This window comes from Mitsuaria sp. 7 (genome assembly GCF_001653795.1).
In the GTDB taxonomy this organism is placed as follows: domain Bacteria; phylum Pseudomonadota; class Gammaproteobacteria; order Burkholderiales; family Burkholderiaceae_C; genus Roseateles.
Genome location: NZ_CP011514.1, coordinates 1,264,313 through 1,283,579 on the forward strand (window position 1 = coordinate 1,264,313; position 19,267 = coordinate 1,283,579).

The 19,267-nt window shown below is 67.1% G+C and carries 17 protein-coding genes and 6 tRNA genes; 19 read left to right on the plus strand and 4 right to left on the minus strand.

Going from position 1 to position 19,267, the window contains the following annotated elements; genetic code table 11:
- The first annotated feature begins 99 nt into the window (after positions 1–99).
- The 18 genes from ABE85_RS05585 (at position 100) to ABE85_RS05670 (ending at position 15,908) form a co-directional block, all read left to right on the plus strand.
- The gene (locus tag ABE85_RS05585) at positions 100–2,811 is read left to right on the plus strand and encodes a FimV/HubP family polar landmark protein (protein WP_231993239.1); all 2,712 of its coding nucleotides are present in this window, start codon (positions 100–102) and stop codon (positions 2,809–2,811) included.
- A gap of 114 nt (positions 2,812–2,925) precedes the next feature.
- Complete coding sequence (truA, locus tag ABE85_RS05590) at positions 2,926–3,708, plus strand: tRNA pseudouridine(38-40) synthase TruA (RefSeq protein WP_067270986.1); 783 nt, start codon at positions 2,926–2,928, stop codon at positions 3,706–3,708.
- A gap of 28 nt (positions 3,709–3,736) precedes the next feature.
- Positions 3,737–4,372 carry a phosphoribosylanthranilate isomerase gene (locus ABE85_RS05595; RefSeq protein ID WP_067270989.1) on the plus strand — a complete coding sequence of 212 codons (636 nt, stop codon included), beginning with the start codon at positions 3,737–3,739 and terminating at the stop codon, positions 4,370–4,372.
- 58 nt (positions 4,373–4,430) lie between these two features.
- The gene (trpB, locus tag ABE85_RS05600; protein WP_067270991.1) at positions 4,431–5,741 is read left to right on the plus strand and encodes a tryptophan synthase subunit beta; all 1,311 of its coding nucleotides are present in this window, start codon (positions 4,431–4,433) and stop codon (positions 5,739–5,741) included.
- The gene (trpA, locus tag ABE85_RS05605; RefSeq protein ID WP_067270994.1) at positions 5,738–6,535 is read left to right on the plus strand and encodes a tryptophan synthase subunit alpha; all 798 of its coding nucleotides are present in this window, start codon (positions 5,738–5,740) and stop codon (positions 6,533–6,535) included. The genes trpB and trpA overlap by 4 nt, the downstream gene beginning before the upstream one ends.
- Before the next feature lie 60 nt (positions 6,536–6,595).
- Complete coding sequence (accD, locus tag ABE85_RS05610) at positions 6,596–7,468, plus strand: acetyl-CoA carboxylase, carboxyltransferase subunit beta (protein ID WP_067270997.1); 873 nt, start codon at positions 6,596–6,598, stop codon at positions 7,466–7,468.
- 98 nt (positions 7,469–7,566) lie between these two features.
- Complete coding sequence (folC, locus tag ABE85_RS05615) at positions 7,567–8,964, plus strand: bifunctional tetrahydrofolate synthase/dihydrofolate synthase (protein ID WP_082938351.1); 1,398 nt, start codon at positions 7,567–7,569, stop codon at positions 8,962–8,964.
- A gap of 164 nt (positions 8,965–9,128) precedes the next feature.
- A complete protein-coding gene (locus tag ABE85_RS05620) occupies positions 9,129–10,100 on the plus strand; it encodes an SPOR domain-containing protein (RefSeq protein ID WP_082938352.1) in 972 nt (323 codons plus the stop codon).
- A 65-nt stretch (positions 10,101–10,165) separates the two neighbouring features.
- Positions 10,166–10,654 carry a CvpA family protein gene (locus tag ABE85_RS05625; RefSeq protein WP_067271001.1) on the plus strand — a complete coding sequence of 163 codons (489 nt, stop codon included), beginning with the start codon at positions 10,166–10,168 and terminating at the stop codon, positions 10,652–10,654.
- 70 nt (positions 10,655–10,724) lie between these two features.
- Positions 10,725–12,236 carry an amidophosphoribosyltransferase gene (gene purF / locus ABE85_RS05630; RefSeq protein ID WP_067271005.1) on the plus strand — a complete coding sequence of 504 codons (1,512 nt, stop codon included), beginning with the start codon at positions 10,725–10,727 and terminating at the stop codon, positions 12,234–12,236.
- On the plus strand, positions 12,236–13,471 hold the full coding sequence (locus ABE85_RS05635) for an O-succinylhomoserine sulfhydrylase (RefSeq protein WP_067271008.1): 1,236 nt from the start codon (positions 12,236–12,238) through the stop codon (positions 13,469–13,471). The genes purF and ABE85_RS05635 overlap by 1 nt, the downstream gene beginning before the upstream one ends.
- On the plus strand, positions 13,468–14,868 hold the full coding sequence (gene gltX / locus ABE85_RS05640) for a glutamate--tRNA ligase (protein ID WP_067271012.1): 1,401 nt from the start codon (positions 13,468–13,470) through the stop codon (positions 14,866–14,868). Before ABE85_RS05635 ends, gltX begins: the two co-directional genes overlap by 4 nt.
- Before the next feature lie 144 nt (positions 14,869–15,012).
- Positions 15,013–15,088: transfer RNA gene (locus ABE85_RS05645), tRNA-Ala, on the plus strand.
- 43 nt (positions 15,089–15,131) lie between these two features.
- Positions 15,132–15,207 (plus strand) — tRNA-Glu (locus ABE85_RS05650).
- 185 nt (positions 15,208–15,392) lie between these two features.
- Positions 15,393–15,469 (plus strand) — tRNA-Asp (locus ABE85_RS05655).
- A 47-nt stretch (positions 15,470–15,516) separates the two neighbouring features.
- A tRNA-Ala gene (locus tag ABE85_RS05660) sits at positions 15,517–15,592 on the plus strand.
- Positions 15,593–15,654: 62 nt separating this feature from the next.
- Positions 15,655–15,730: transfer RNA gene (locus ABE85_RS05665), tRNA-Glu, on the plus strand.
- Between the two features lie 101 nt (positions 15,731–15,831).
- Positions 15,832–15,908, plus strand: a tRNA-Asp gene (locus ABE85_RS05670).
- A gap of 67 nt (positions 15,909–15,975) precedes the next feature.
- Here the strand turns inward: ABE85_RS05670 and ABE85_RS26800 are convergent.
- Together ABE85_RS26800 and lexA are read right to left on the minus strand one after the other, a co-directional pair.
- On the minus strand, positions 15,976–16,281 hold the full coding sequence (locus tag ABE85_RS26800; protein WP_082938353.1) for a helix-hairpin-helix domain-containing protein: 306 nt from the start codon (positions 16,279–16,281) through the stop codon (positions 15,976–15,978).
- 16 nt (positions 16,282–16,297) lie between these two features.
- Entirely contained in the window at positions 16,298–16,975 is a 678-nt protein-coding gene (gene lexA, locus ABE85_RS05675) for a transcriptional repressor LexA (protein ID WP_231993356.1), read from the minus strand.
- 114 nt (positions 16,976–17,089) lie between these two features.
- Between lexA and ABE85_RS05680 the strand changes: the two genes are divergently transcribed.
- On the plus strand, positions 17,090–18,025 hold the full coding sequence (locus ABE85_RS05680) for an asparaginase (RefSeq protein ID WP_067271018.1): 936 nt from the start codon (positions 17,090–17,092) through the stop codon (positions 18,023–18,025).
- Positions 18,026–18,119: 94 nt separating this feature from the next.
- Here ABE85_RS05680 and ABE85_RS05685 read toward each other — a convergent pair whose 3' ends face one another.
- Complete coding sequence (locus tag ABE85_RS05685; protein WP_067271022.1) at positions 18,120–18,554, minus strand: organic hydroperoxide resistance protein; 435 nt, start codon at positions 18,552–18,554, stop codon at positions 18,120–18,122.
- Positions 18,555–18,603: 49 nt separating this feature from the next.
- On the minus strand, positions 18,604–19,152 hold the full coding sequence (locus tag ABE85_RS05690) for a MarR family winged helix-turn-helix transcriptional regulator (protein ID WP_067271025.1): 549 nt from the start codon (positions 19,150–19,152) through the stop codon (positions 18,604–18,606).
- Positions 19,153–19,267 lie beyond the last annotated feature (115 nt).

Below are 19,267 nucleotides of genomic sequence, written 5' to 3' on the forward strand. Positions count from 1 at the left end.
GAATGGCTGGGAGCCTGCCCGGGCGCATCAGTCGCACAACAACAATACGTCAGACAGGCGGTCCTTTGGATGGGCCGCCTTGTTGCTTTGGGGGACGCCTTGAAAAAACATGCGAGCGCATATGCGCGATTTGCGCTGAGCCAGGTGGCCGCGGTCACCGCGCTGGGACTGGCGGCGGGTTCCGCTTACGGCCTGGGGCTTGGAAAACTGACGGTGCAATCCGCGCTCGGCGAAACGCTGCGCGCGGAAATCGACGTCAGCAGCCTCACGCCGGAGGAAGCCAGCTCGCTCAAGCTGCGCGTCGCGCCGCCCGAGTCCTATCGGGCTTCGGGTCTGGACTACAACGCGGTGCTGGCCAGCACGCAGGTGCAACTGGCCCGTCGCGCCGACGGCCGGCCTTTCCTGCGCCTGAGCAGCGACCGCGCGGTCCAGGAACCGTTCGTCGATGTCATCCTCGAGGTGAACTGGTCGAGCGGCCGCCTGACCCGCGAGTTCACGCTGCTGTTCGATCCGCCGAGCAACACCAATGTCGCGCGTACGGTCGAGCCGACCACGTCTCCGGTGATCTCGGCGCCCGCGTCGACGCCGTCCGTTGTCGCGCCGCCGCCGGTGGCTCGCGCGCAGGCGCCGGTGTCGTCCGGACCCGCCACGCCGGTGGCACAGCCGCCCGCGCCGGCCACGGCCCGCGCGCCTCGTCCCGCGCCGTCGCCCGCTGCGGCGGCACCGGCCACGCCCGGCTCCGAATACACGGTCCAGCCCGGCGATACGCTGTCGCGCATCGCGGGTCGCACCCAGCCGTCCGGCGTGTCGCTGGACCAGATGCTGGTCGGCCTGTACCGCAGCAACCCGGACGCGTTCATCAGCCAGAACATGAACCGGCTGAAGTCGGGCGCCGTGCTGTCGGTGCCGGGCAGCGAGTCGGTCCAGTCGATCACGCCGCAGGAGGCGCGCCGCGTCATCCAGGCGCAGAGCAGCGACTTCGGCGGTTATCGCCAGCGTCTGGCGGAAGCCGCGCCCGCGCTGAAGGCCGAAGAGAACAGCCGTCAGGCCAAGGGCTCCGTGCAGGCGTCCGTCGAGGACCGCAAGCCCGCGACCTCCGCCGCTCCGGACAAGCTGACGCTGAGCAAGCCCAGTGGCGTTGCCGGTGCCGAGAGCAAGGTGTCCAAGGACACCGAGAAGAAGGATTCGGCGGCCAGAGTCGCTGAGCTGACGCGCAATGTGGAAGAGCTGAAGAAGCTCTCGACCGCCGCGTCGAAGCCGGCTGCGGCGACCACCGCGGCTGCTCCGGCTCCCGCGCCTACGCCGGCTCCCGCACCCGCACCCGCTCCGGCTGTTGTGCCACCGGTGACCGTCGCCGCGAATGTGCCGGTTGCCGCGTCGGAAGCGCCCGCCGCTTCCGCGCCGGCCTCGGCCGCCGTGGCTGAAGTCCCGGCTTCGCGCCCGGTCGCCGCCTCCGCGCCGCGCGCCGTGCCGGCGCCCAAGCCCGAACCCGAGGAGCCCGGCTTCCTCGACTCGCTGAGCGACTATCTGCCCGCGCTCGTGGCCGCCCTGGCCGTGATCGCCGGCGGCATCGGCTACAACCGCTGGCGCGCTCGCCGCGACGCGGCCTCGCGTTCCGAGACGGCCTTCGCGGAAAGCCGCCTGGCGCCCGACTCGTTCTTCGGTCACAGCGGCGGACAGCGCGTCGACACGCGCGACGCGTCGACGACCGGCCAGTCGTCGATGAGCTACTCGCTGAGCCAGCTCGATGCGATCGGCGATGTGGATCCGGTCGCCGAAGCCGACGTCTACCTGGCTTATGGCCGCGACCTGCAGGCCGAGGAAATCCTGAAGGAAGCGCTGCGCGCCAATCCGGAGCGCCTGGCCATCCGCCTGAAGCTCCTGGAGGTCTACGGCAAGCGTCGCGACATCAAGGGCTTCGAGCAACTGGCCGTCCAGCTGTTCGCCGAGACCAGAGGTCAGGGCGAGGATTGGGCGAAGGTCCAGGAACTCGGCCGTCAGGCCGATCCGGAAAATCCGCTGTACCAGCCCGGCGGCGCGCCGACGATGTTCGAGAACGACGACGAGCGTCCCGAGCCGATGAACGCGAGCACCTTGCCCGCGACCGGCATGGCGCATCCGGGTGGCGGCGCGTTGGCCCGCGCGGCGGCGACCGCCGCGGCCGCCGCTGCAGCCACCCCGCGCGACAGCGGTCCGTCCAGCCTGATGGATCTGGATCTGGATCTGGACCTGGGTTCACCGCCGGCGCCGGCCCCTGCGATGGCCGCCACGCAAGCGCTGCCGTCCTCCGCCAGCCAGGCCCCGATGAACATGGACCTGGACCTGAGCACGCCGCCGGCACCGGCCGCCGCCAGCGCCCGTGAACTCGAGTTCGACCTCGGCGACCTGGATGACCTGGGTGGCAGCACGCCGGCCTCGGCGCCCGCGCAGGATCCGTCGTCGCTGGACTTCGATCTGTCGAGCATCGACCTGGACTTGCCGGCCGACGCGCTGGCCGGCCGCGACGAGCGCACGATCGGCAAGGTGAACGACGTCGAGGACATCTCGTCCATCGATCTGCCTGATCTGGACGCGCTGCCTGATGCGAAGCCGACGACGCGCGACACGATGAGCCTGGACGACCTGGGCGTCGACCTCGACAGCATCGATCCGAACGACGGCGAGGCCCTGCAACGTCAGTTGGAGCTGGCCGAGGAGTTCCGCCAGATCGGCGACACCGAAGGCGCGCGCGACGTGCTGCAGGAGCTGGTCGGCAAGGCCGACGGTCCGATGCGCGCCCGTGCGCAGCAGATGCTGGACCAGCTTCGCTAAACTGCGGTCGGTTCACGACAAGGCGCTCGGCCTGGCCGGGCGCCTTTTCTTTTTGGCCGTTCACTTTCCGGCCATCCTTTGCTGACATCGAATGTCCGAGAGCTGGAGACCTGCATGCGCGTGGCGCTGGGCGTGAGTTACCGCGGCGAGGCCTACAAGGGCTGGCAGAGCCAGCCGGGCGGCGGGACCGTGCAGGATGCGCTGGAGGCGGCGCTCGCCCAGTTCATCGCGCAGCCGGTCCGCACGATCTGCGCCGGCCGCACCGACACCGGCGTCCATGGTCTGAACCAGGTCGTCCACTTCGATTCGCCGGTGGAGCGGGAAGTCTTCTCGTGGGTTCGCGGCGTCAACCGTTACCTGCCCCGCGACATCGCGGTCCAGTGGGCCGCATTTCCCGGCGAGGACTTCCACGCGCGCAACCTGGCGCGCGGTCGCCGCTACTGGTATCTGCTGCTGGAATCGAACGTGCGACCCTCGATCCAGGCCGGCGGCGTCGGCTGGACCTTCCGGCCGCTGGACGGCGACGCGATGCGGGACGCGGCCTCGCGGCTGGTCGGCGAGCACGACTTCAGCTCCTTCCGTTCCGCGGAGTGCCAGGCGGCCTCCCCGGTGAAGATCCTGCGCGGCATCGAGATCCACAAGCGCGGTCCTTACTGGCGCTTCGAGTTCGATGGCATCGCCTTCCTGCATCACATGATCCGCAACATCATGGGCTGCCTGATCGCCGTGGGCGCCGGACAAAAGCCGCCGTCATGGATGGACGAGGTCCTGGCCGCGCGGTCCCGCGATGCCGCGGCGCCGACCTTTCCTCCGGACGGGCTGTACTTCGTCGGCCCGAGCTACGACGATCACCTGAACCTGCCGCGCCACACGGCGCCCATGGATTGGCTGCCGTGAAAGGCCGATCCCGACACCGATGAGTCCCATGAGCCGAACCCGCATCAAGATCTGCGGCCTGACCCGCGAAGCCGATGTCGACGCCGCCGTCGAGGCCGGCGCCGACGCGATCGGGCTGGTCTTCTACGAGAAGAGCCCACGCGCCGTCACCGTCGAACGAGCCGCCACGCTGGCGCGGCGCCTGCCGCCGTTCGTGACGCCGGTGGGCCTGTTCGTCAACGCGTCGCCCGATTCGATCCATGCGGCGCTGGCCGCGATCCCGACCTTGACGCTGCAGTTCCACGGCGATGAAACGCCCGAGGACTGCGATCGCTGGACGCGTCCGTATCTGCGGGCGGCACGGATGGCGCCGGGCTTCGATTTGCTAGACTTCGCCACTCGGTTCTCCCACGCCCAGGCCGTGCTGCTCGACGCTTTCGTCGACGGCTACGGTGGCGGCGGAAAGGTCTTCGATTGGTCACTGCTGCCTCCAAGCGTTCCCTCTCCGGTCGTTTTGTCTGGTGGGTTGAGTGCAGCCAACGTGATCGATGGCGTGCTGAAGGTGCGGCCCTGGGCCGTTGATGTCAGCTCCGGCGTGGAGGCCTCCAAGGGCCTCAAGGACGCCGGCAAGATCCGCCAGTTCTGCGATGCCGTGCGCGAGGCCGACCGCCTGAAGTCGACCTGAATCCCTGCTTCCGATCCCTGCGGGGTCACGCACGCGCCATCCTCATTGAGGACCCCTCATGTCCAAGACTTCCATTCCGTTCGTGACCGGCCCGCTCGCGGGCTACGCGCAGCCGGACGCGCAAGGCCGTTTCGGCCCCGTGTCCACCGCCAACTCCCACGGCTACTACGGTGGCCGCTTCGTCGCCGAGACGCTGATCCACGCGCTCGACGAGCTCAACGAGGCTTACGCGCGCTACAGCCAGGACCCGGAGTTCATCCGCGAGTTCCAGTACGAGCTGGCGCATTTCGTCGGCCGGCCGAGTCCGATCTATCACGCCAAGCGGCTGAGCAGCGAGCTGGGCGGCGCGCAGATCTTCCTCAAGCGCGAGGACCTGAACCACACCGGCGCGCACAAGGTCAACAACACCATCGGCCAGGCGCTGCTGGCCAGACGCATGGGCAAGAAGCGCGTCATCGCCGAGACCGGCGCCGGCCAGCACGGCGTGGCCACCGCGACGATCTGCGCCCGCTACGGCATGGAGTGCGTGGTGTACATGGGCTCCGAGGACGTGAAGCGCCAATCGCCGAACGTGTACCGGATGAACCTGCTCGGCGCGCGCGTCGTGCCGGTGGAGTCCGGGTCGAAGACGCTCAAGGATGCGCTCAACGAAGCGATGCGCGATTGGGTCACCAACATCGAGTCGACCTTCTACATCATCGGCACCGTGGCCGGCCCGCACCCCTATCCGATGATGGTCCGCGACTTCCAGCGCGTCATCGGCGACGAGTGCCTCGTGCAGATGCCCGAGATGACCGGCAGACAACCCGACGCGGTCATCGCCTGTGTCGGTGGGGGCAGCAACTCGATCGGGATCTTCTATCCGTACATCCCGCACCAGGACGTCCGCCTGATCGGCGTCGAGCCGGCGGGGCAGGGCGTCGAGACCGGCAAGCACGCCGCTACCTTGACGGCGGGGTCGCCGGGGGTGCTCCATGGCAACCGGACCTACCTGCTGCAGGACGACGCGGGGCAGATCATCGAGACCCATTCGATCTCCGCCGGCCTGGACTATCCGGGCGTCGGACCGGAACACGCCTACCTGAAGGACACCGGCCGCGCCGAGTACGTTGTCGCCTCCGACGCCGAGGCGCTCGCCGCCTTCCACCGGCTGTGCCGCACCGAGGGCATCATCCCCGCGCTCGAATCGAGCCATGCGCTGGCGCATGCGCTCAAGCTCGCGCCGACGATGCGTCCCGACCAGCATCTGCTGGTCAACCTGTCCGGTCGCGGTGACAAGGACATCGGCACCGTCGCCGATCTGTCGGGCGCCGAGTACTTCGACCGGCCCTCGATGGCCGGGCACGCCGTGAAGGGAGGTGCGCAATGAGCCGCATCCAAGCCACCTTCGCCCGCCTGGGCGCCGAAGGCCGCAAGGCGTTGATCCCGTACGTCACCGCCGGCGATCCGTATGCCGACGTGACCGTCGAGCTGATGCTGGCGATGGCGAAGGCCGGTGCCGACGTCATCGAGCTCGGCGTGCCGTTCTCCGACCCCATGGCCGACGGCCCGGTGATCCAGAAGGCCAGCGAACGCGCGCTGGCCAAGGGCATCACGCTGACGCACGTGCTGGAAATCGTCCGGGACTTCCGCAAGCAGGATGACGCGACGCCGGTCGTGCTGATGGGCTACGCGAACCCGGTCGAGCGCTTCGGCCTGGAGCGTTTCGTCACCGAGGCCAAGGCCGCCGGCGTCGACGGCGTGCTGGTCGTCGACTATCCGCCCGAGGAATGCGAGCACTTCGCCGCCGCGCTGAAGGCGCAGGGGCTGGATCCGATCTTCCTGCTGGCACCGACCTCCACCGACGATCGCGTCGCGCGCCTGGGGCGGCTGGCCAGCGGTTACGTCTACTACGTCTCCCTGAAGGGCGTGACCGGCGCCGGCCACCTGGACACCGACGCCGTCGCCCAGGCGATGCCCCGCCTGCGCCAGCACGTGAGCATCCCTCTCGGGGTCGGATTCGGCATCCGGGACGGGGCCACGGCAGCCGCCGTGGCGCGCCATGCGGACGCGGTGGTGATCGGTTCGGCCCTCGTCCAGCTGATCGAGTCCCAGACAAGGGATAATGTCGCGATCCAGGCGGCGGCCTTCATCCGAGACATCCGCGCCGCGCTGGACGCCTGAACGGGGCCGATTGCGGCGATTTCCCGTTCGATCGTCCGGCCTTAGCTATAGGAGCCCGCCATGAGTTGGCTTGAGAAACTGCTTCCCCCGAAGATCCAGCAGACCGATCCCGACCAGCGCCGCACGGTGCCGGAAGGCCTCTGGATCAAGTGCCCGTCCTGCGAAACGGTGCTGTACAAGACCGACCTCGAGCAGAACGTCAACGTCTGCCCGAAGTGCGGCCACCACCACCGCATCGGTGCCCGCGCCCGCCTGGACGCGTTCCTGGACGGCGAAGGCCGTTACGAAGTCGGCCAGGAAGTGCTGCCTGTGGACGCGCTGAAGTTCAAGGACAGCAAGAAGTATCCCGACCGGCTCAAGGAAGCGCTGGAATCGACCGGCGAGACCGACGCGCTGGTCGTCATGGGCGGCGCGGTGATGAGCATCCCGGTCGTCACCGCCTGCTTCGAGTTCGACTTCATGGGTGGCTCCATGGGCTCCGTGGTCGGCGAGCGCTTCGCGCGCGGCGTCGAGACCGCGCTGGAACAGAAGACCCCGTTCATCTGCTTCACCGCCACCGGCGGCGCGCGGATGCAGGAAGGCCTGCTCTCGCTGATGCAGATGGCCAAGTCCAACGCCGCGCTCACGCGCCTGGCCAAGGCGAAGCTGCCCTACGTCAGCGTGCTGACCGACCCGACGATGGGCGGTGTTTCGGCGAGCTTCGCCTTCGTCGGTGACATCGTCATCGCCGAGCCCAAGGCGCTGATCGGCTTCGCCGGCCCGCGCGTCATCGAGAACACCGTGCGTGAGAAGCTGCCCCCCGGCTTCCAGCGCGCCGAGTTCCTGATGGAGAAGGGCGCCATCGACATGATCGTCGACCGCCGCAAGCTCCGTGAGGTCATCGCCCGCAATCTGGCCATCCTGCAGCGGCAGAGCTCCGACGCGGTCGCCTGACGTTCGCGGCTGCGAACCACCCCCGGGGTGGTGACGGTACTCAGCACGGCCAGACCACTCCCGGTCTGGCCGTCTTCATTTGAGCCTTGGAATTCCCGATGTCCTCCTCTTCGTCCCCCTCAGCCGTCTCGAACGATCTGTCCATTCCCGTGTTGACCCCCGGCGGCAACGCGCAGCAGGTGCTCGACGCCTGGCTGGCCCGCTGCGAGCGGCTGCATCCGAAGGAGATCGACATGACGCTGGCCCGCGTCGCCGAGATGCGCCAGCGCCTGAACCTGAACTTCGGTCCGGACACGCCGGTCGTGATGGTCGCCGGCACGAATGGCAAAGGCTCGACCTGCGCCATGCTGGAGAGCGTCGCGCTGCAGGCGGGATACCGCGTCGGTCTGTACATCAAGCCGCACCTGGTGCACTTCCAGGAGCGCTGCCGCGTCGGCGGCCGGCCGGTCGACGCCGCGGCGCTGCTGCCGCACTTCGAGGCGGTGGAAAAGGCCCGAGGCGAACTGGCGCTGACCTACTTTGAATTCACCACGCTGGCGATCCTGCACAAGCTGGCGTCGGAGCCGCTGGACCTGGTGATCCTGGAAGTCGGCCTCGGCGGTCGCCTGGACGCGGTGAACGTCATCGACGCCGACTGCAGCGTCATTACCAGCATCGATCTGGATCACACCGAGTACCTCGGCCCCGACCGCGAGTCCGTCGGCCGCGAGAAGGCGCACATCATGCGGCCGGGCAAGCCGGCGATCGTGTCCGATCCGATGCCGCCGGCCTCGATCGCCGCGTATGCCGACTCCATCGGTGCCGACGTGCGCCAGCTCGGGCGCGACTTCAGCTATTCGGGCGACCGCCAGCAATGGCAGTGGGTCGGACGTGCGCGTCGCTACAGCGGCATGTCCTACCCGGCGCTGCGCGGCGTCAACCAGTTGCTGAACGCCTCCGGCGTGCTGGCGGTTTTCGAGGCCCTGTATGAGCGGCTCCCGATCTCCGCGCAGGCGGTGCGCGCAGGCCTGGCGCTGGTCGAGTTGCCGGGACGGTTCCAGGTGATCCCGGGCTCGCCGATGCTGGTGCTGGACGTCGCGCACAACCCGCACGCGGTCGCGGCGCTGGCGCAGAACCTCGACCAGATGGGCTTCTACCCGCGTACCCGGGCCGTCTTCGGCGCGATGGCGGACAAGGACCTCGCCAACATCCTCGCGCGCATCGCTCCGCTGATCGATCACTGGCATTTCTGCGACCTGCCGATCGCACGTGCGGCGACCGCCCAGGCGCTGCAGGCGCGTTTCGACGAGGCGCGCGCGGCCGGCACGCTGCAAACGCCGAAGGAGGTCGGTGCGTCGCTGCATCCGGACCCCGCATCCGCCCTGGCCGCGGCAGCGGCCGAGGCGGACCCCGCTGATAGAATTTTGGTCTTCGGTTCGTTCTTCACCGTGGGCGGCGTGCTCAGGAACGGCATCCCGAGACTGGGCGGCGGCGTCCAGCCGGAAGCCGAGTCTTGAAGCGGGCGGCATTGAGCGCTTCGCAACGCTGCATTCGAAACGTTCGCAGTTGAAGTCGGCGGCCCTGTCCGTACTTACGGAGGGGCCGCTTTCCACTCCGGGGCCCAGGGTCCCGGAGACACTCCCGCGGCGACGGCGCGGCATCAACCAGGTCCTCCGAGTACATGGGTTTTCTGTCCTTCCTGAAGCGCGGCGAAGCGAACGACTCCGGCGACCGAGGCGGTGAACGGGCCGAACGAGGCCGTTCCGGCGACGGTGGACGCGGTCGCGCCCGCGGCGGCGCCGAGGCGGTCGACGATGTCCAGCAATTGCGCCTGCGTGCGCGCCGGCGCCTGATCGGCGCCGCGGTGCTGGTGGGGGTCGCGGTGATCGTGTTCCCCTTGCTGTTCGAGACCCAGCCGCGGCCGATCGCCGTCGACCTGCCGATCGACATCCCGCGCAAGGACGGCGCAACGCCGTTGACGATTCCCACGCCGACTGCCCAGACCTCCCGCAGCCAGGCTGCTGGCGCCGATGCCGGTCGCGGCATCATCACGGAGTCCGCCGAACAGGCAGCGACTGATCGCCCGGTCCCGCCGCCGGAAGCGCCTCGCGACCCGGTCGCCGATCAGGTGGCCCAGGCCATGCCGCCGACGCGCATGGAGACCAAGCCCGACGATCGCGCGACGATCGCCGAGCCCGCCCGCCAGGCGCGGGTGGAGCCCAAGCCGGAGCACAAGCCCGAGGTCAGACCCGAGACGAAGCCGGAGCGCAAGCCCGAACCCAAGGTCGACGCCAAGCCCGAACGCAAGCCTGACCCGAAACCCGATCCGAAACCCGACACGCGCTCGGCGGATGCCGCGCGCGCGCAGGCGCTGCTGGAAGGGCGTCCGTCCTCCGACAAGAAGCCCGACGCGGCGGCGGCCGGCACGCGCTTCATCGTGCAGGTCGGCGCCTACGCGGATGGCAAGGCGGCGCAGGACGTGCGGGCGAAGGTCGAGCGCATGGGGCTCAAGACCTACACGCAGGCCGTCGACACGGCGGACGGCAAACGCATCCGCGTGCGGGTGGGGCCGTTCAACTCGCGGGAAGAGGCGGACAAGGTCGCGACCAAGGTTCGCGGCGGCGGCCTGTCCTCGGCCGTGCTGACGCTCTGACGGGCCGGCACGGAGCACCTCACGATGCACGACCATGAATCCTGCGCGCAAGCCCGATCGCCGCGATGAACTGGGTCGACCTCGCGCTGCTGGGCCTGCTGGTCGTCTCGGTGCTGTTGGGCGCCTGGCGCGGCCTGGTCTTCGAGCTGATGACGATCGCCGGCTGGCTGGTCGCCTATGCCGCCGCGCCCTTCGTGGCGCCGTTCATCGAGGGCCTGCTGCCGGCGGAGAAGATCGGCCCGGCGCTGATCCATGCTGTCGGACTGGTGCTGGCCTTCATGCTGGTGCTGCTGATCTGGGGCCTGGGCGCGAAGTTGATCCGGGCGCTGATCCACGCGACGCCGCTGGGCGTGCTGGACCGGCTCGGCGGCGCGGGCTTCGGCGTGCTGCGCGCGGTGCTGCTGGCGCTGCTGGCGACCGTCATCGTCGACATGACGCCGGCCGTGCGGTCGCAGCCGTGGACCGAATCGCAGATCGCGCCCTGGCTGCAGGCCACGCTCACGCAGGTGAAGCCGCTGTTGCCCGCGGCCCTGCAAGACTACATTCCGGCCTGAGCGTCACAAGCGCCCCGGCCGTCGCTTTTTCGTCGTTTCCCTCCCGTTCCCGAAGCATTAAGGACTCCCCATGTGCGGCATCGTCGGTGTGATTTCCAAGGCGCCGGTCAACCAGCTGATCTATGACGCGCTGCTGCTGCTGCAGCATCGCGGCCAGGACGCGGCCGGCATCGTCACGATGCAGGGTCAGAAGTGCTTCATGCACAAGGCGCGCGGCATGGTGCGCGACGTGTTCCGCACCCGCAACATGCGCGGGCTGCCCGGCACGGTCGGCCTCGGCCAGGTCCGCTATCCGACGGCCGGCAACGCCTATTCCGAGGAAGAGGCGCAGCCGTTCTACGTCAACGCGCCCTACGGCATCGTGCTGGTCCACAACGGCAACCTCACCAATGCGCATGCGCTGAAGGACGAGCTGTTCGAGGTCGATCGCCGCCACATCAACACCGAGAGCGACACCGAAGTCCTGATCAACGTGCTCGCGCACGAACTCGAAATGGCCGGCCGCGACCTGCCGCTGACGCCGGCGCAGATCTTCAAGGCCGTGGGCACCGTGCACAAGCGCATCAAGGGCTCCTACGCCGTGATCGCGCTGATCGCCGGTCACGGTCTGCTGGCCTTCCGTGATCCGTACGGCATCCGCCCGCTGTGCTTCGGCCAGGCGGCCGATGGCGAGGTCATGGTCGCCAGCGAAAGCGTGGCGCTCGAAGGTACGGGTCACGTGCTCACGCGCGACCTTGCGCCCGGCGAAGCGCTGTTCATCGACACCGCAGGCACCGTCCACACGCAGCAATGCGCCGAGAACCCGACGCTGAACCCCTGCATGTTCGAGTTCGTCTACCTGGCGCGCCCGGACTCGGTGATGGACGGCATCTCGGTCTACCAAGCCCGCCTGAACATGGGCGAGACGCTGGCCCAGCGCCTGATCTCGACGATCCCGCCGAGCGAGATCGACGTCGTCATCCCCATCCCTGAATCGAGCCGCCCGTCAGCGATGCAACTGGCGCACCGCATCGGCAAGCCGTACCGCGAGGGCTTCGTCAAGAACCGCTACGTCGGCCGGACCTTCATCATGCCGGGCCAGTCCACGCGCAAGAAGTCGGTGCGCCAGAAGCTCAATGCGATCGGCCTCGAATTCAAGGGCCGCAACGTGCTGCTGGTCGACGACTCCATCGTGCGCGGCACGACCTCCAAGGAGATCGTCCAGATGGCCCGCGAGGCCGGCGCGAACAAGGTCTACCTGGCCTCGGCCGCGCCGCCGGTGCGTTTCCCCAACGTCTACGGCATCGACATGCCGACGAAGGAGGAACTGATCGCCCACGGCCGTTCGATCGAGGAGATCCGCCAGTTCATCGGCGCCGACGCGCTGATCTACCAGGACGTCGACGCGATGAAGCGCGTGGTGGGCCAACTCCGCCCGGGGCTGAACGGCTTCGAGGCCTCCTGCTTCGACGGCACGTATATCACCGGCGACGTGTCGGTCGAGGACTTCGCGACCATGCAGGCGCAGCGCAAGTCGCAGCCCGAGGAAGAGGACCTGCCGGCGCGCAGCCGCCTGGCGCTGCAGAGCGGCGGAGACCAGTGATGAGCCATGAGAAGAAGGGCGGCATTCCGCGCGTAGACCTGCCGGCCGACGTCCGGCTGGACACGCTTGCCGTGCGCGAGGGCCTGCCGCCTTCGCCCTGGGGTGAGAACTCGGAAGCGCTGTACCTGACCAGCTCCTTCGTGCATCCGGACGCGGCCACCGCCGCGCGCCGTTTCGCCAACGAGGAAGAGGCCTTCGTCTACAGCCGCTTCTCGAATCCGACGGTCATGATGATGGAGCGCCGGCTGGCCGCGCTCGAAGGCACCGAGGCCTGCATCGCGACCTCGTCGGGCATGTCCGCGATCATGCTGCTGGTCATGGGCCTGCTGAAGTCCGGCGATCACGTGGTGTGCTCGCGCTCGGTGTTCGGCTCGACCATCAAGCTGCTGCAGGGCGAGTTCGGCAAGTTCGGCGTGCAGACGACCTTCGTATCGCAGACCGACCTGGCCGAGTGGAAGAACGCGCTGCAGCCCAATACCAAGCTGCTGTTTGCCGAGACGCCGACCAACCCGCTGACCGAGGTCTGCGACGTCGCCGCGCTGGCGGAGATCGCGCATGCGCACGGCGCGCTGCTGGCGGTCGACAACTGCTTCGCGTCGCCTGCGTTGCAGCAGCCCACGAAGATGGGGGCGGACTTCATCATTCATTCCGGCACCAAGTACCTGGACGGTCAGGGCCGCGTGATCGCCGGCGCGATCTGCGCCTCGGCCAGGCACGTCGACGAGGTGTTCACGCCGGTGATGCGCTCGGTGGGCATGTCGCTGTCGCCGTTCAATGCGTGGGTCGTGCTCAAGGGCATGGAGACGCTGTCGGTGCGCATGAAGGCGCAGACCGCCAGTGCCGCGGTGCTGGCCGGATGGCTGGAAGCGCATCCCGCCGTCGAGCGCGTCTACTACCCGGGCCTGAAGTCCCATCCGCAGCATGAGCTCGCGATGCGCCAGCAAGGCGGGCAGGGCGGGGCGGTGGTGTCGTTCATCGTGAAGAGCCATGCGGACGACAAGGGCCGCGCCGCGGCCTTCCACGTGATCGACCGGACGAAGATCTGCTCGATCACCGCCAATCTCGGCGACACCAAGACCACTATCACGCATCCGGCCAGCACCTCGCACGGTCGGCTCACCGAGCCGCAGCGCCAGGCGGCCGGCATCACGCAGGGCCTGATCCGCGTCGCGGTCGGCCTGGAAGACATCGAAGACATCAAGGCCGACCTGGCCCGCGGTTTGAATTCCCTATGACGACTCCCTCCACCCCGGTCCGCACCCGCATCGCCCCGTCGCCGACGGGTTTCCTGCACCTCGGCACGGCGCGCACGGCGCTGTTCTCGTGGGCCTACGCGCGGCATCACGGCGGCGAATTCGTGCTGCGCATCGAGGACACCGACGTCGCGCGTTCCACGCAGGACTCGGTCGACCAGATCCTGGCCTCGATGAAGTGGCTGGGCCTCGACTACGACGAGGGTCCGGTCTACCAGATGCAGCGCCTGGAGCGCTATCACGCGGTCATCGAGCAGATGATCGCGGCCGGCACCGCCTACCGCTGCTACTGCTCGCCCGAAGAACTCGCCACGATGAAGGCGGGCCAGGAGGCGCGCGGCGAGAAGCGCCGCTACGACGGCACCTGGCGTCCGGAACCGGGCAAGACGCTGCCCGCGATTCCCGCGGGCATCGAGCCGGTGGTGCGCTTCAAGAATCCGATCGACGGCGACGTGACCTGGGACGACCTGGTCAAGGGATCGATCACGATCAACAACCGCGAGATCGACGACCTCATCCTGCTGCGTCCGGACGGCGTGCCGACCTACAACTTCGCGGTCGTGATCGACGACTGGGACATGAAGATCACGCACGTCTTCCGCGGCGACGAGCACATCAACAACACGCCGTGGCAGATCAACCTCTTCCACGCGCTGGGCGCGGCGCTGCCGGCGTTCGGCCACATTCCCGTGATCCTGGGCGACGACGGCCTGAAGCTGTCCAAGCGCCGCGGCGCGGTCAGCGTCACGGCGTATGAGGAGAACGGCTACCTGCCCGAGGCGATGCTGAACTACCTGTCGCGCCTGGGCTGGAGCCACGGCGACGACGAGCTGTACAGCGTGGCGCAACTGGTGTCGTGGTTCGACGGCAGCCATCTCTCGAAGAGTCCCGCTCAATGGGATCCGGCCAAGCTGGAATGGGTCAACGCCCATTACATCAAGCAGGCCGACGACGCACGTCTGGCGGCATTGGTCGCGGCGCAGTTGGCCAAGCGCGGTCTGGCTGCGCCGGAGCGCCTCGAAGCGATGTGCGGGGTGTTCAAGGATCGTTGCAGCACCACGGTGGCGTTGGCGGACTGGCTGGCGATGTATGTGTCGCCCGTGACGCCGACCGATGCCGATCGAGCCCAGCACCTGACCGATGCGGTGAAGCCGGCTGTGCTGGCGTTGGCGGACAAACTCGAAGCGCTGCCCGTGTGGGACAAGGCCTCGATCAGCGGCGCCATCAAGGAAACGATTGGCGCTCACGGCTTGAAGATGCCGCAACTGGCGATTCCCGTGCGCGTGCTGGCCTGCGGTCGTTCGCAGACGCCGTCGGTGGATGCGGTGCTGGAACTTTTCGACAAAGAAATTTTGTTGAACCGCTTGCGTTCCGTTTAAAACTCGATCTATACTCTCGTTCTCGCTTGAACAGCGCGACGTTCGAAACGAACTTCGAAGCGGCAGACGATGAATCAAAACGGGGAGCGCGAGCTCCCCGATGAAATTCAAGAAGCCGAAAAGAATTCGAATCGAATCCCCGAAGGGGGTATAGCTCAGCTGGGAGAGCGCTTGCATGGCATGCAAGAGGTCAGCGGTTCGATCCCGCTTACCTCCACCAAACTTCAGTTTGTGTGGCGCGCGGTTCAAGGGAAAAAAGTCCAGTCCCCTTCGTCTAGAGGCCTAGGACACCACCCTTTCACGGTGGCTACAGGGGTTCGAATCCCCTAGGGGACGCCAAGTTTCGAACTTGGTTACTGTCCAGAGATTGAACGAGAAAATCAAAAAATTCTTCGGAAATCGATTTGATCGTTATCAAAATCAGGTACAGTAACGAAATCGACGCAGCGATGTCATCAAGTAGTTCTTGATGATGTTTAAGCGGGAAGAGTTTGATGCGACAGATCCAAAGATCTTGAGTATCTGGAGTGGTAGTTCAGTTGGTTAGAATACCGGCCTGTCACGCCGGGGGTCGCGGGTTCGAGCCCCGTCCACTCCGCCAACACAGTTGAGACTCGGGCGGCGTACCGATTCGATGCGAAAGCATTCGGGGGTATAGCTCAGCTGGGAGAGCGCTTGCATGGCATGCAAGAGGTCAGCGGTTCGATCCCGCTTACCTCCACCAGAATACCTTCGGGTGTGACGGTTGCACAGTACGCGCAGTTCGAGTCAAGACAAGCAGGTCCTGTCCCCTTCGTCTAGAGGCCTAGGACACCACCCTTTCACGGTGGCTACAGGGGTTCGAATCCCCTAGGGGACGCCAAGTTTGACAAGGCTTGGCTGCACTCGGTTCTGAATGGAATCGATGGTTTGCAGCGAAACTTGTTCGCAAATGATATCGATGCACTCAATAGCGTCGTATCTGGAGTGGTAGTTCAGTTGGTTAGAATACCGGCCTGTCACGCCGGGGGTCGCGGGTTCGAGCCCCGTCCACTCCGCCAACATTAAAACCCTGTCGATGCAAATCGGCAGGGTTTTTTCTTTGGCTGTTTGTTGTTTGATTTCCGATCAGAGATCTGGATACTCGCGCTTTCGTTGCGCCGTATAACTCCACCAATCTCGGGGAGGGCTGCCATTCATGAAGTCGACGGCGGCCATATAGGTATCGAGGACGCAGGGATCGTGGCGTTGACCGGTGAGCCTGCAAATCCGCTGATAAAGCGAGAAAGCATCGGCACCCACGAGATCCGCCGGCTGTCGAATCCCCATCAACTCAAAATTCCGCACCATTGCCGGTCCGATGTTGGGGATCTGTCGCAAGCTCGCACATTCGGCGGCCGAGGCCGCCTTGATGTGCGTCTTTCGCGCGCTCATGGCGTGAGCGCAGCAGTCAGTGGAAACCGCCGGAGCGGATCAACCCGACCGCCAGGCCTTCGATCGAGAACTCTTCGTCGGGCGTGACCTCGATGGGGGCGAAGTCCGAGTTCTCGGGCAGCAGGCGAATGCCGTCGGCATGACGCTGGAAGCGCTTCACGGTGACTTCTTCACCGATGCGCGCCACGACGATCTGGCCATTGCGCGCCTCGCTGATCTTCTGCACGGCGAGCAGGTCGCCGTCCATGATGCCGATGTCCTTCATGCTCATGCCCTTCACACGCAGCAGGAAGTCCGGCGCCTTCGAGAACATCGAAGGGTCGACGCTATAGTGCTGCTCGACATGTTGCTCGGCGAGGATCGGCTCACCCGCAGCGACCCGGCCGACCAGCGGCAGCGTCAGTTGCGCGAGGCTGGCGAGTGGCAGCGCGAACTGGCTCTGTTCGCGAGCGCGGTTGACCTGGCGCAGCGCCGTCGACGGCAGCCGGATTCCGCGCGCGGTGCCGCCCACCAGTTCGATGACGCCCTTGCGCGCCAAGGCCTGCAGGTGTTCTTCAGCCGCGTTGGCGGACTTGAATCCCAGCTGCTGCGCGATTTCGGCGCGTGTGGGCGGCGAGCCGGTGCTCTCGATGCTGTCGCGGACCAGATCGAAGATCTGCTGTTGCCGGGCAGTGAGTTTGGGCGGTGTATCCACGAGCAAGCCTTTATTCCATTGAGGACCGGATGTCGAAGACGCGGCGACCTTGATGGTTCGAAAGCCGCCTGAGAATTCATCCAGCATCTGGATTTTTATACAGGAGACGGGAAATTGCAAAGTGCGGCTGAAATCGTCGTGATCATCGGCACCGGCGGGACCATCGCCGGCGCCTCCGGCAGCGCCACGGACAACGTCGGCTACAAGGCCGGATCATTGTCGGTCGCGTCCCTGGTCGGTGCGGTGCCGGCCCTGGCGGCGAAGAGGCTGGAGGCGGAACAGCTCGCCCAGCTCGACAGCAAGGACATGGACCATGCGACCTGGGCGCGACTCGCGCGTCGCGTGAGGGAGCATCTGGATCGCCCGGAGGTCCGGGGGATCGTGATCACGCACGGCACGGACACGCTAGAAGAGACGGCCTATCTGCTGCAGCGCGTGCTGGCGCCGGAGAAGCCGGTCGTCCTGACGGCTGCCATGAGGCCTGCGACGGCGATCCAGGCGGACGGACCGCAGAACCTGCTCGACGCGGTGGCCGTCGCCGAGTCGGAGGGCGTGCGAGGCGTCGTCGCGGTCGTGGCGGGGCAGGTGTGGTCCGGGCTGGAGCTGCGCAAGACGCACAGCTACCGCCTGGACGCCTTCGAGGCCGGGCCGGACGCCGGCCCGCTGGCCGTGGTGGAAGAGGGCGTGCTGCGCCGCTTCCGTGACTGGCCGCGGGGTGAGGCACTGGGCGCGGGCCTGTTGCCTGAGGACGCATCGACATGGCCGTGGGTGGAGGTGCTCGGCAGCCACGCGGGCGCTGATGCCCGCTCGCTCGAAGCGTGGCGCCATGCAGGCCTGCAGGGACTGGTGCTGGCCTGCACCGGGAATGGCACGCTGAACGTCGCGCTCGACGCCCCGGTCCGTGCCATGAAGGAGGCCGGTGTTCCTGTCTGGCGCACGACGCGGTGCGCGCAGGGGCGCATCATCGGCGCGAGCGAGGAGCCCGCTGCCGCGCTGTCGCCCTGGGCCGCGCGGATTGAATTGATGCTCACGCTGCTGCGTCAACGTTGAGCGGGTCGTTCGGCGCCTGTGCCCTCAACGACAAAGCGCCGGCAGTGCCGGCGCTTTTTTCATGGGGAGTCCGGAACGAACCGGACCCTGGGCATCAGACGATCGTCAGCGTGACGTCGATGTTGCCGCGGGTGGCGTTCGAATACGGGCAGACTTCGTGCGCGTCGGCGACCAGCTTTTCCAGTTCAGCGCGGTCCATGCCCGGCACCGAGATCTTCATGGCCACGGCGATGCCGAAGGCGCCCGGCTTGTTGGCGTGAGGGCCGATGCCGACTTCGCTGGTGATCGAGACTTCGGCCGGCAGCGAGACCTTGTTGCGACCCGAGACGGCCTTCATCGCGCCGATGAAGCAGGCCGAATAACCCGCCGCGAACAGCTGTTCCGGATTGGTGCCGGCACCGCCGCCGCCGCCGAGTTCCTTCGGCGTGGACAGGTCGACCTTCAGCGCGCCGTCGGACGATTGCGCGGTGCCTTGACGGCCGCCGGTGGCGGTGGCGGTGGCGGTGTAGAGGGCTTTTTCGATGGCCATGTGAGGCTCCTTGGTGGTGATGGGTTGGGGTGAACGGAAAACTCGGGGGTCAGGTCTCGCCATCCTCGTCGGAGGCGGCGGGATCGCGTGACAGGTGGGTCAGTACGTTGGCACGCAATTCATGCAGGCGGCTTGTCAGCGACTCCGCTTCGGTCGGACCGCAGGCGCTGGCGCAGGCCAGTTGTTCGGGGATGGCGACCGCCTGCTCGCGCAGGGCGCGGCCGGCAGGCGTCAGGTGGATCTCGACGCGGCGCTCGTCGGCCAGCGCGCGGCGGCGCTCGATGAGGCCGTTGGATTCCAGTCGCTTCAACAGCGGCGTCAGCGTGCCGGAGTCCAGGTTCAGACGTTGCCCCAGATCGGAAACGCTGGGGCCGTCCGTCTCCCACAGCACCAGCATCACCAGGTACTGGGGATACGTCAGGCCCAGGGGAGCCAGCAGCGGCTTGTAGAGCTTCGTCATCGCCAGCGAGGTCGAATACAGCGCGAAGCACAGCTGGACATCGAGCTTCAGCCAGTCCGTGCCTGCGGGCACCGGCTGGGTCTGCCGGTCGACCGTCGTGACGGCAACCGGCGGGTTGAAGGGCTTCGTGTTCGGCATGGACTGAACTATAGCGAGCAATTAAATTGCGCGCAATTGAAATGGTCTTTGATCGCGGTTGACGGGAACTATCGGCGGACGGCGTCGGAAGTTCCAGAAAGAACAACGCCCCGAG

What these genes read in the sequence shown, in the direction of transcription:
- accD (WP_067270997.1), top strand. Translation starts at nt 6,596, where the DNA reads ATGAGTTGGCTTGAGAAACTGCTTCCCCCGAAGATCCAGCAGACCGAT.
- trpA (WP_067270994.1), top strand. Translation starts at nt 5,738, where the DNA reads ATGAGCCGCATCCAAGCCACCTTCGCCCGCCTGGGCGCCGAAGGCCGC.
- purF (WP_067271005.1), top strand. Translation starts at nt 10,725, where the DNA reads ATGTGCGGCATCGTCGGTGTGATTTCCAAGGCGCCGGTCAACCAGCTG.
- trpB (WP_067270991.1), top strand. Translation starts at nt 4,431, where the DNA reads ATGTCCAAGACTTCCATTCCGTTCGTGACCGGCCCGCTCGCGGGCTAC.
- ABE85_RS26800 (WP_082938353.1), bottom strand. Translation starts at nt 16,281, where the DNA reads ATGAGCGCGCGAAAGACGCACATCAAGGCGGCCTCGGCCGCCGAATGT.
- folC (WP_082938351.1), top strand. Translation starts at nt 7,567, where the DNA reads ATGTCCTCCTCTTCGTCCCCCTCAGCCGTCTCGAACGATCTGTCCATT.
- ABE85_RS05620 (WP_082938352.1), top strand. Translation starts at nt 9,129, where the DNA reads ATGGGTTTTCTGTCCTTCCTGAAGCGCGGCGAAGCGAACGACTCCGGC.
- ABE85_RS05685 (WP_067271022.1), bottom strand. Translation starts at nt 18,554, where the DNA reads ATGGCCATCGAAAAAGCCCTCTACACCGCCACCGCCACCGCCACCGGC.
- ABE85_RS05625 (WP_067271001.1), top strand. Translation starts at nt 10,166, where the DNA reads ATGAACTGGGTCGACCTCGCGCTGCTGGGCCTGCTGGTCGTCTCGGTG.
- ABE85_RS05635 (WP_067271008.1), top strand. Translation starts at nt 12,236, where the DNA reads ATGAGCCATGAGAAGAAGGGCGGCATTCCGCGCGTAGACCTGCCGGCC.
- truA (WP_067270986.1), top strand. Translation starts at nt 2,926, where the DNA reads ATGCGCGTGGCGCTGGGCGTGAGTTACCGCGGCGAGGCCTACAAGGGC.
- ABE85_RS05595 (WP_067270989.1), top strand. Translation starts at nt 3,737, where the DNA reads ATGAGCCGAACCCGCATCAAGATCTGCGGCCTGACCCGCGAAGCCGAT.
- gltX (WP_067271012.1), top strand. Translation starts at nt 13,468, where the DNA reads ATGACGACTCCCTCCACCCCGGTCCGCACCCGCATCGCCCCGTCGCCG.
- ABE85_RS05690 (WP_067271025.1), bottom strand. Translation starts at nt 19,152, where the DNA reads ATGCCGAACACGAAGCCCTTCAACCCGCCGGTTGCCGTCACGACGGTC.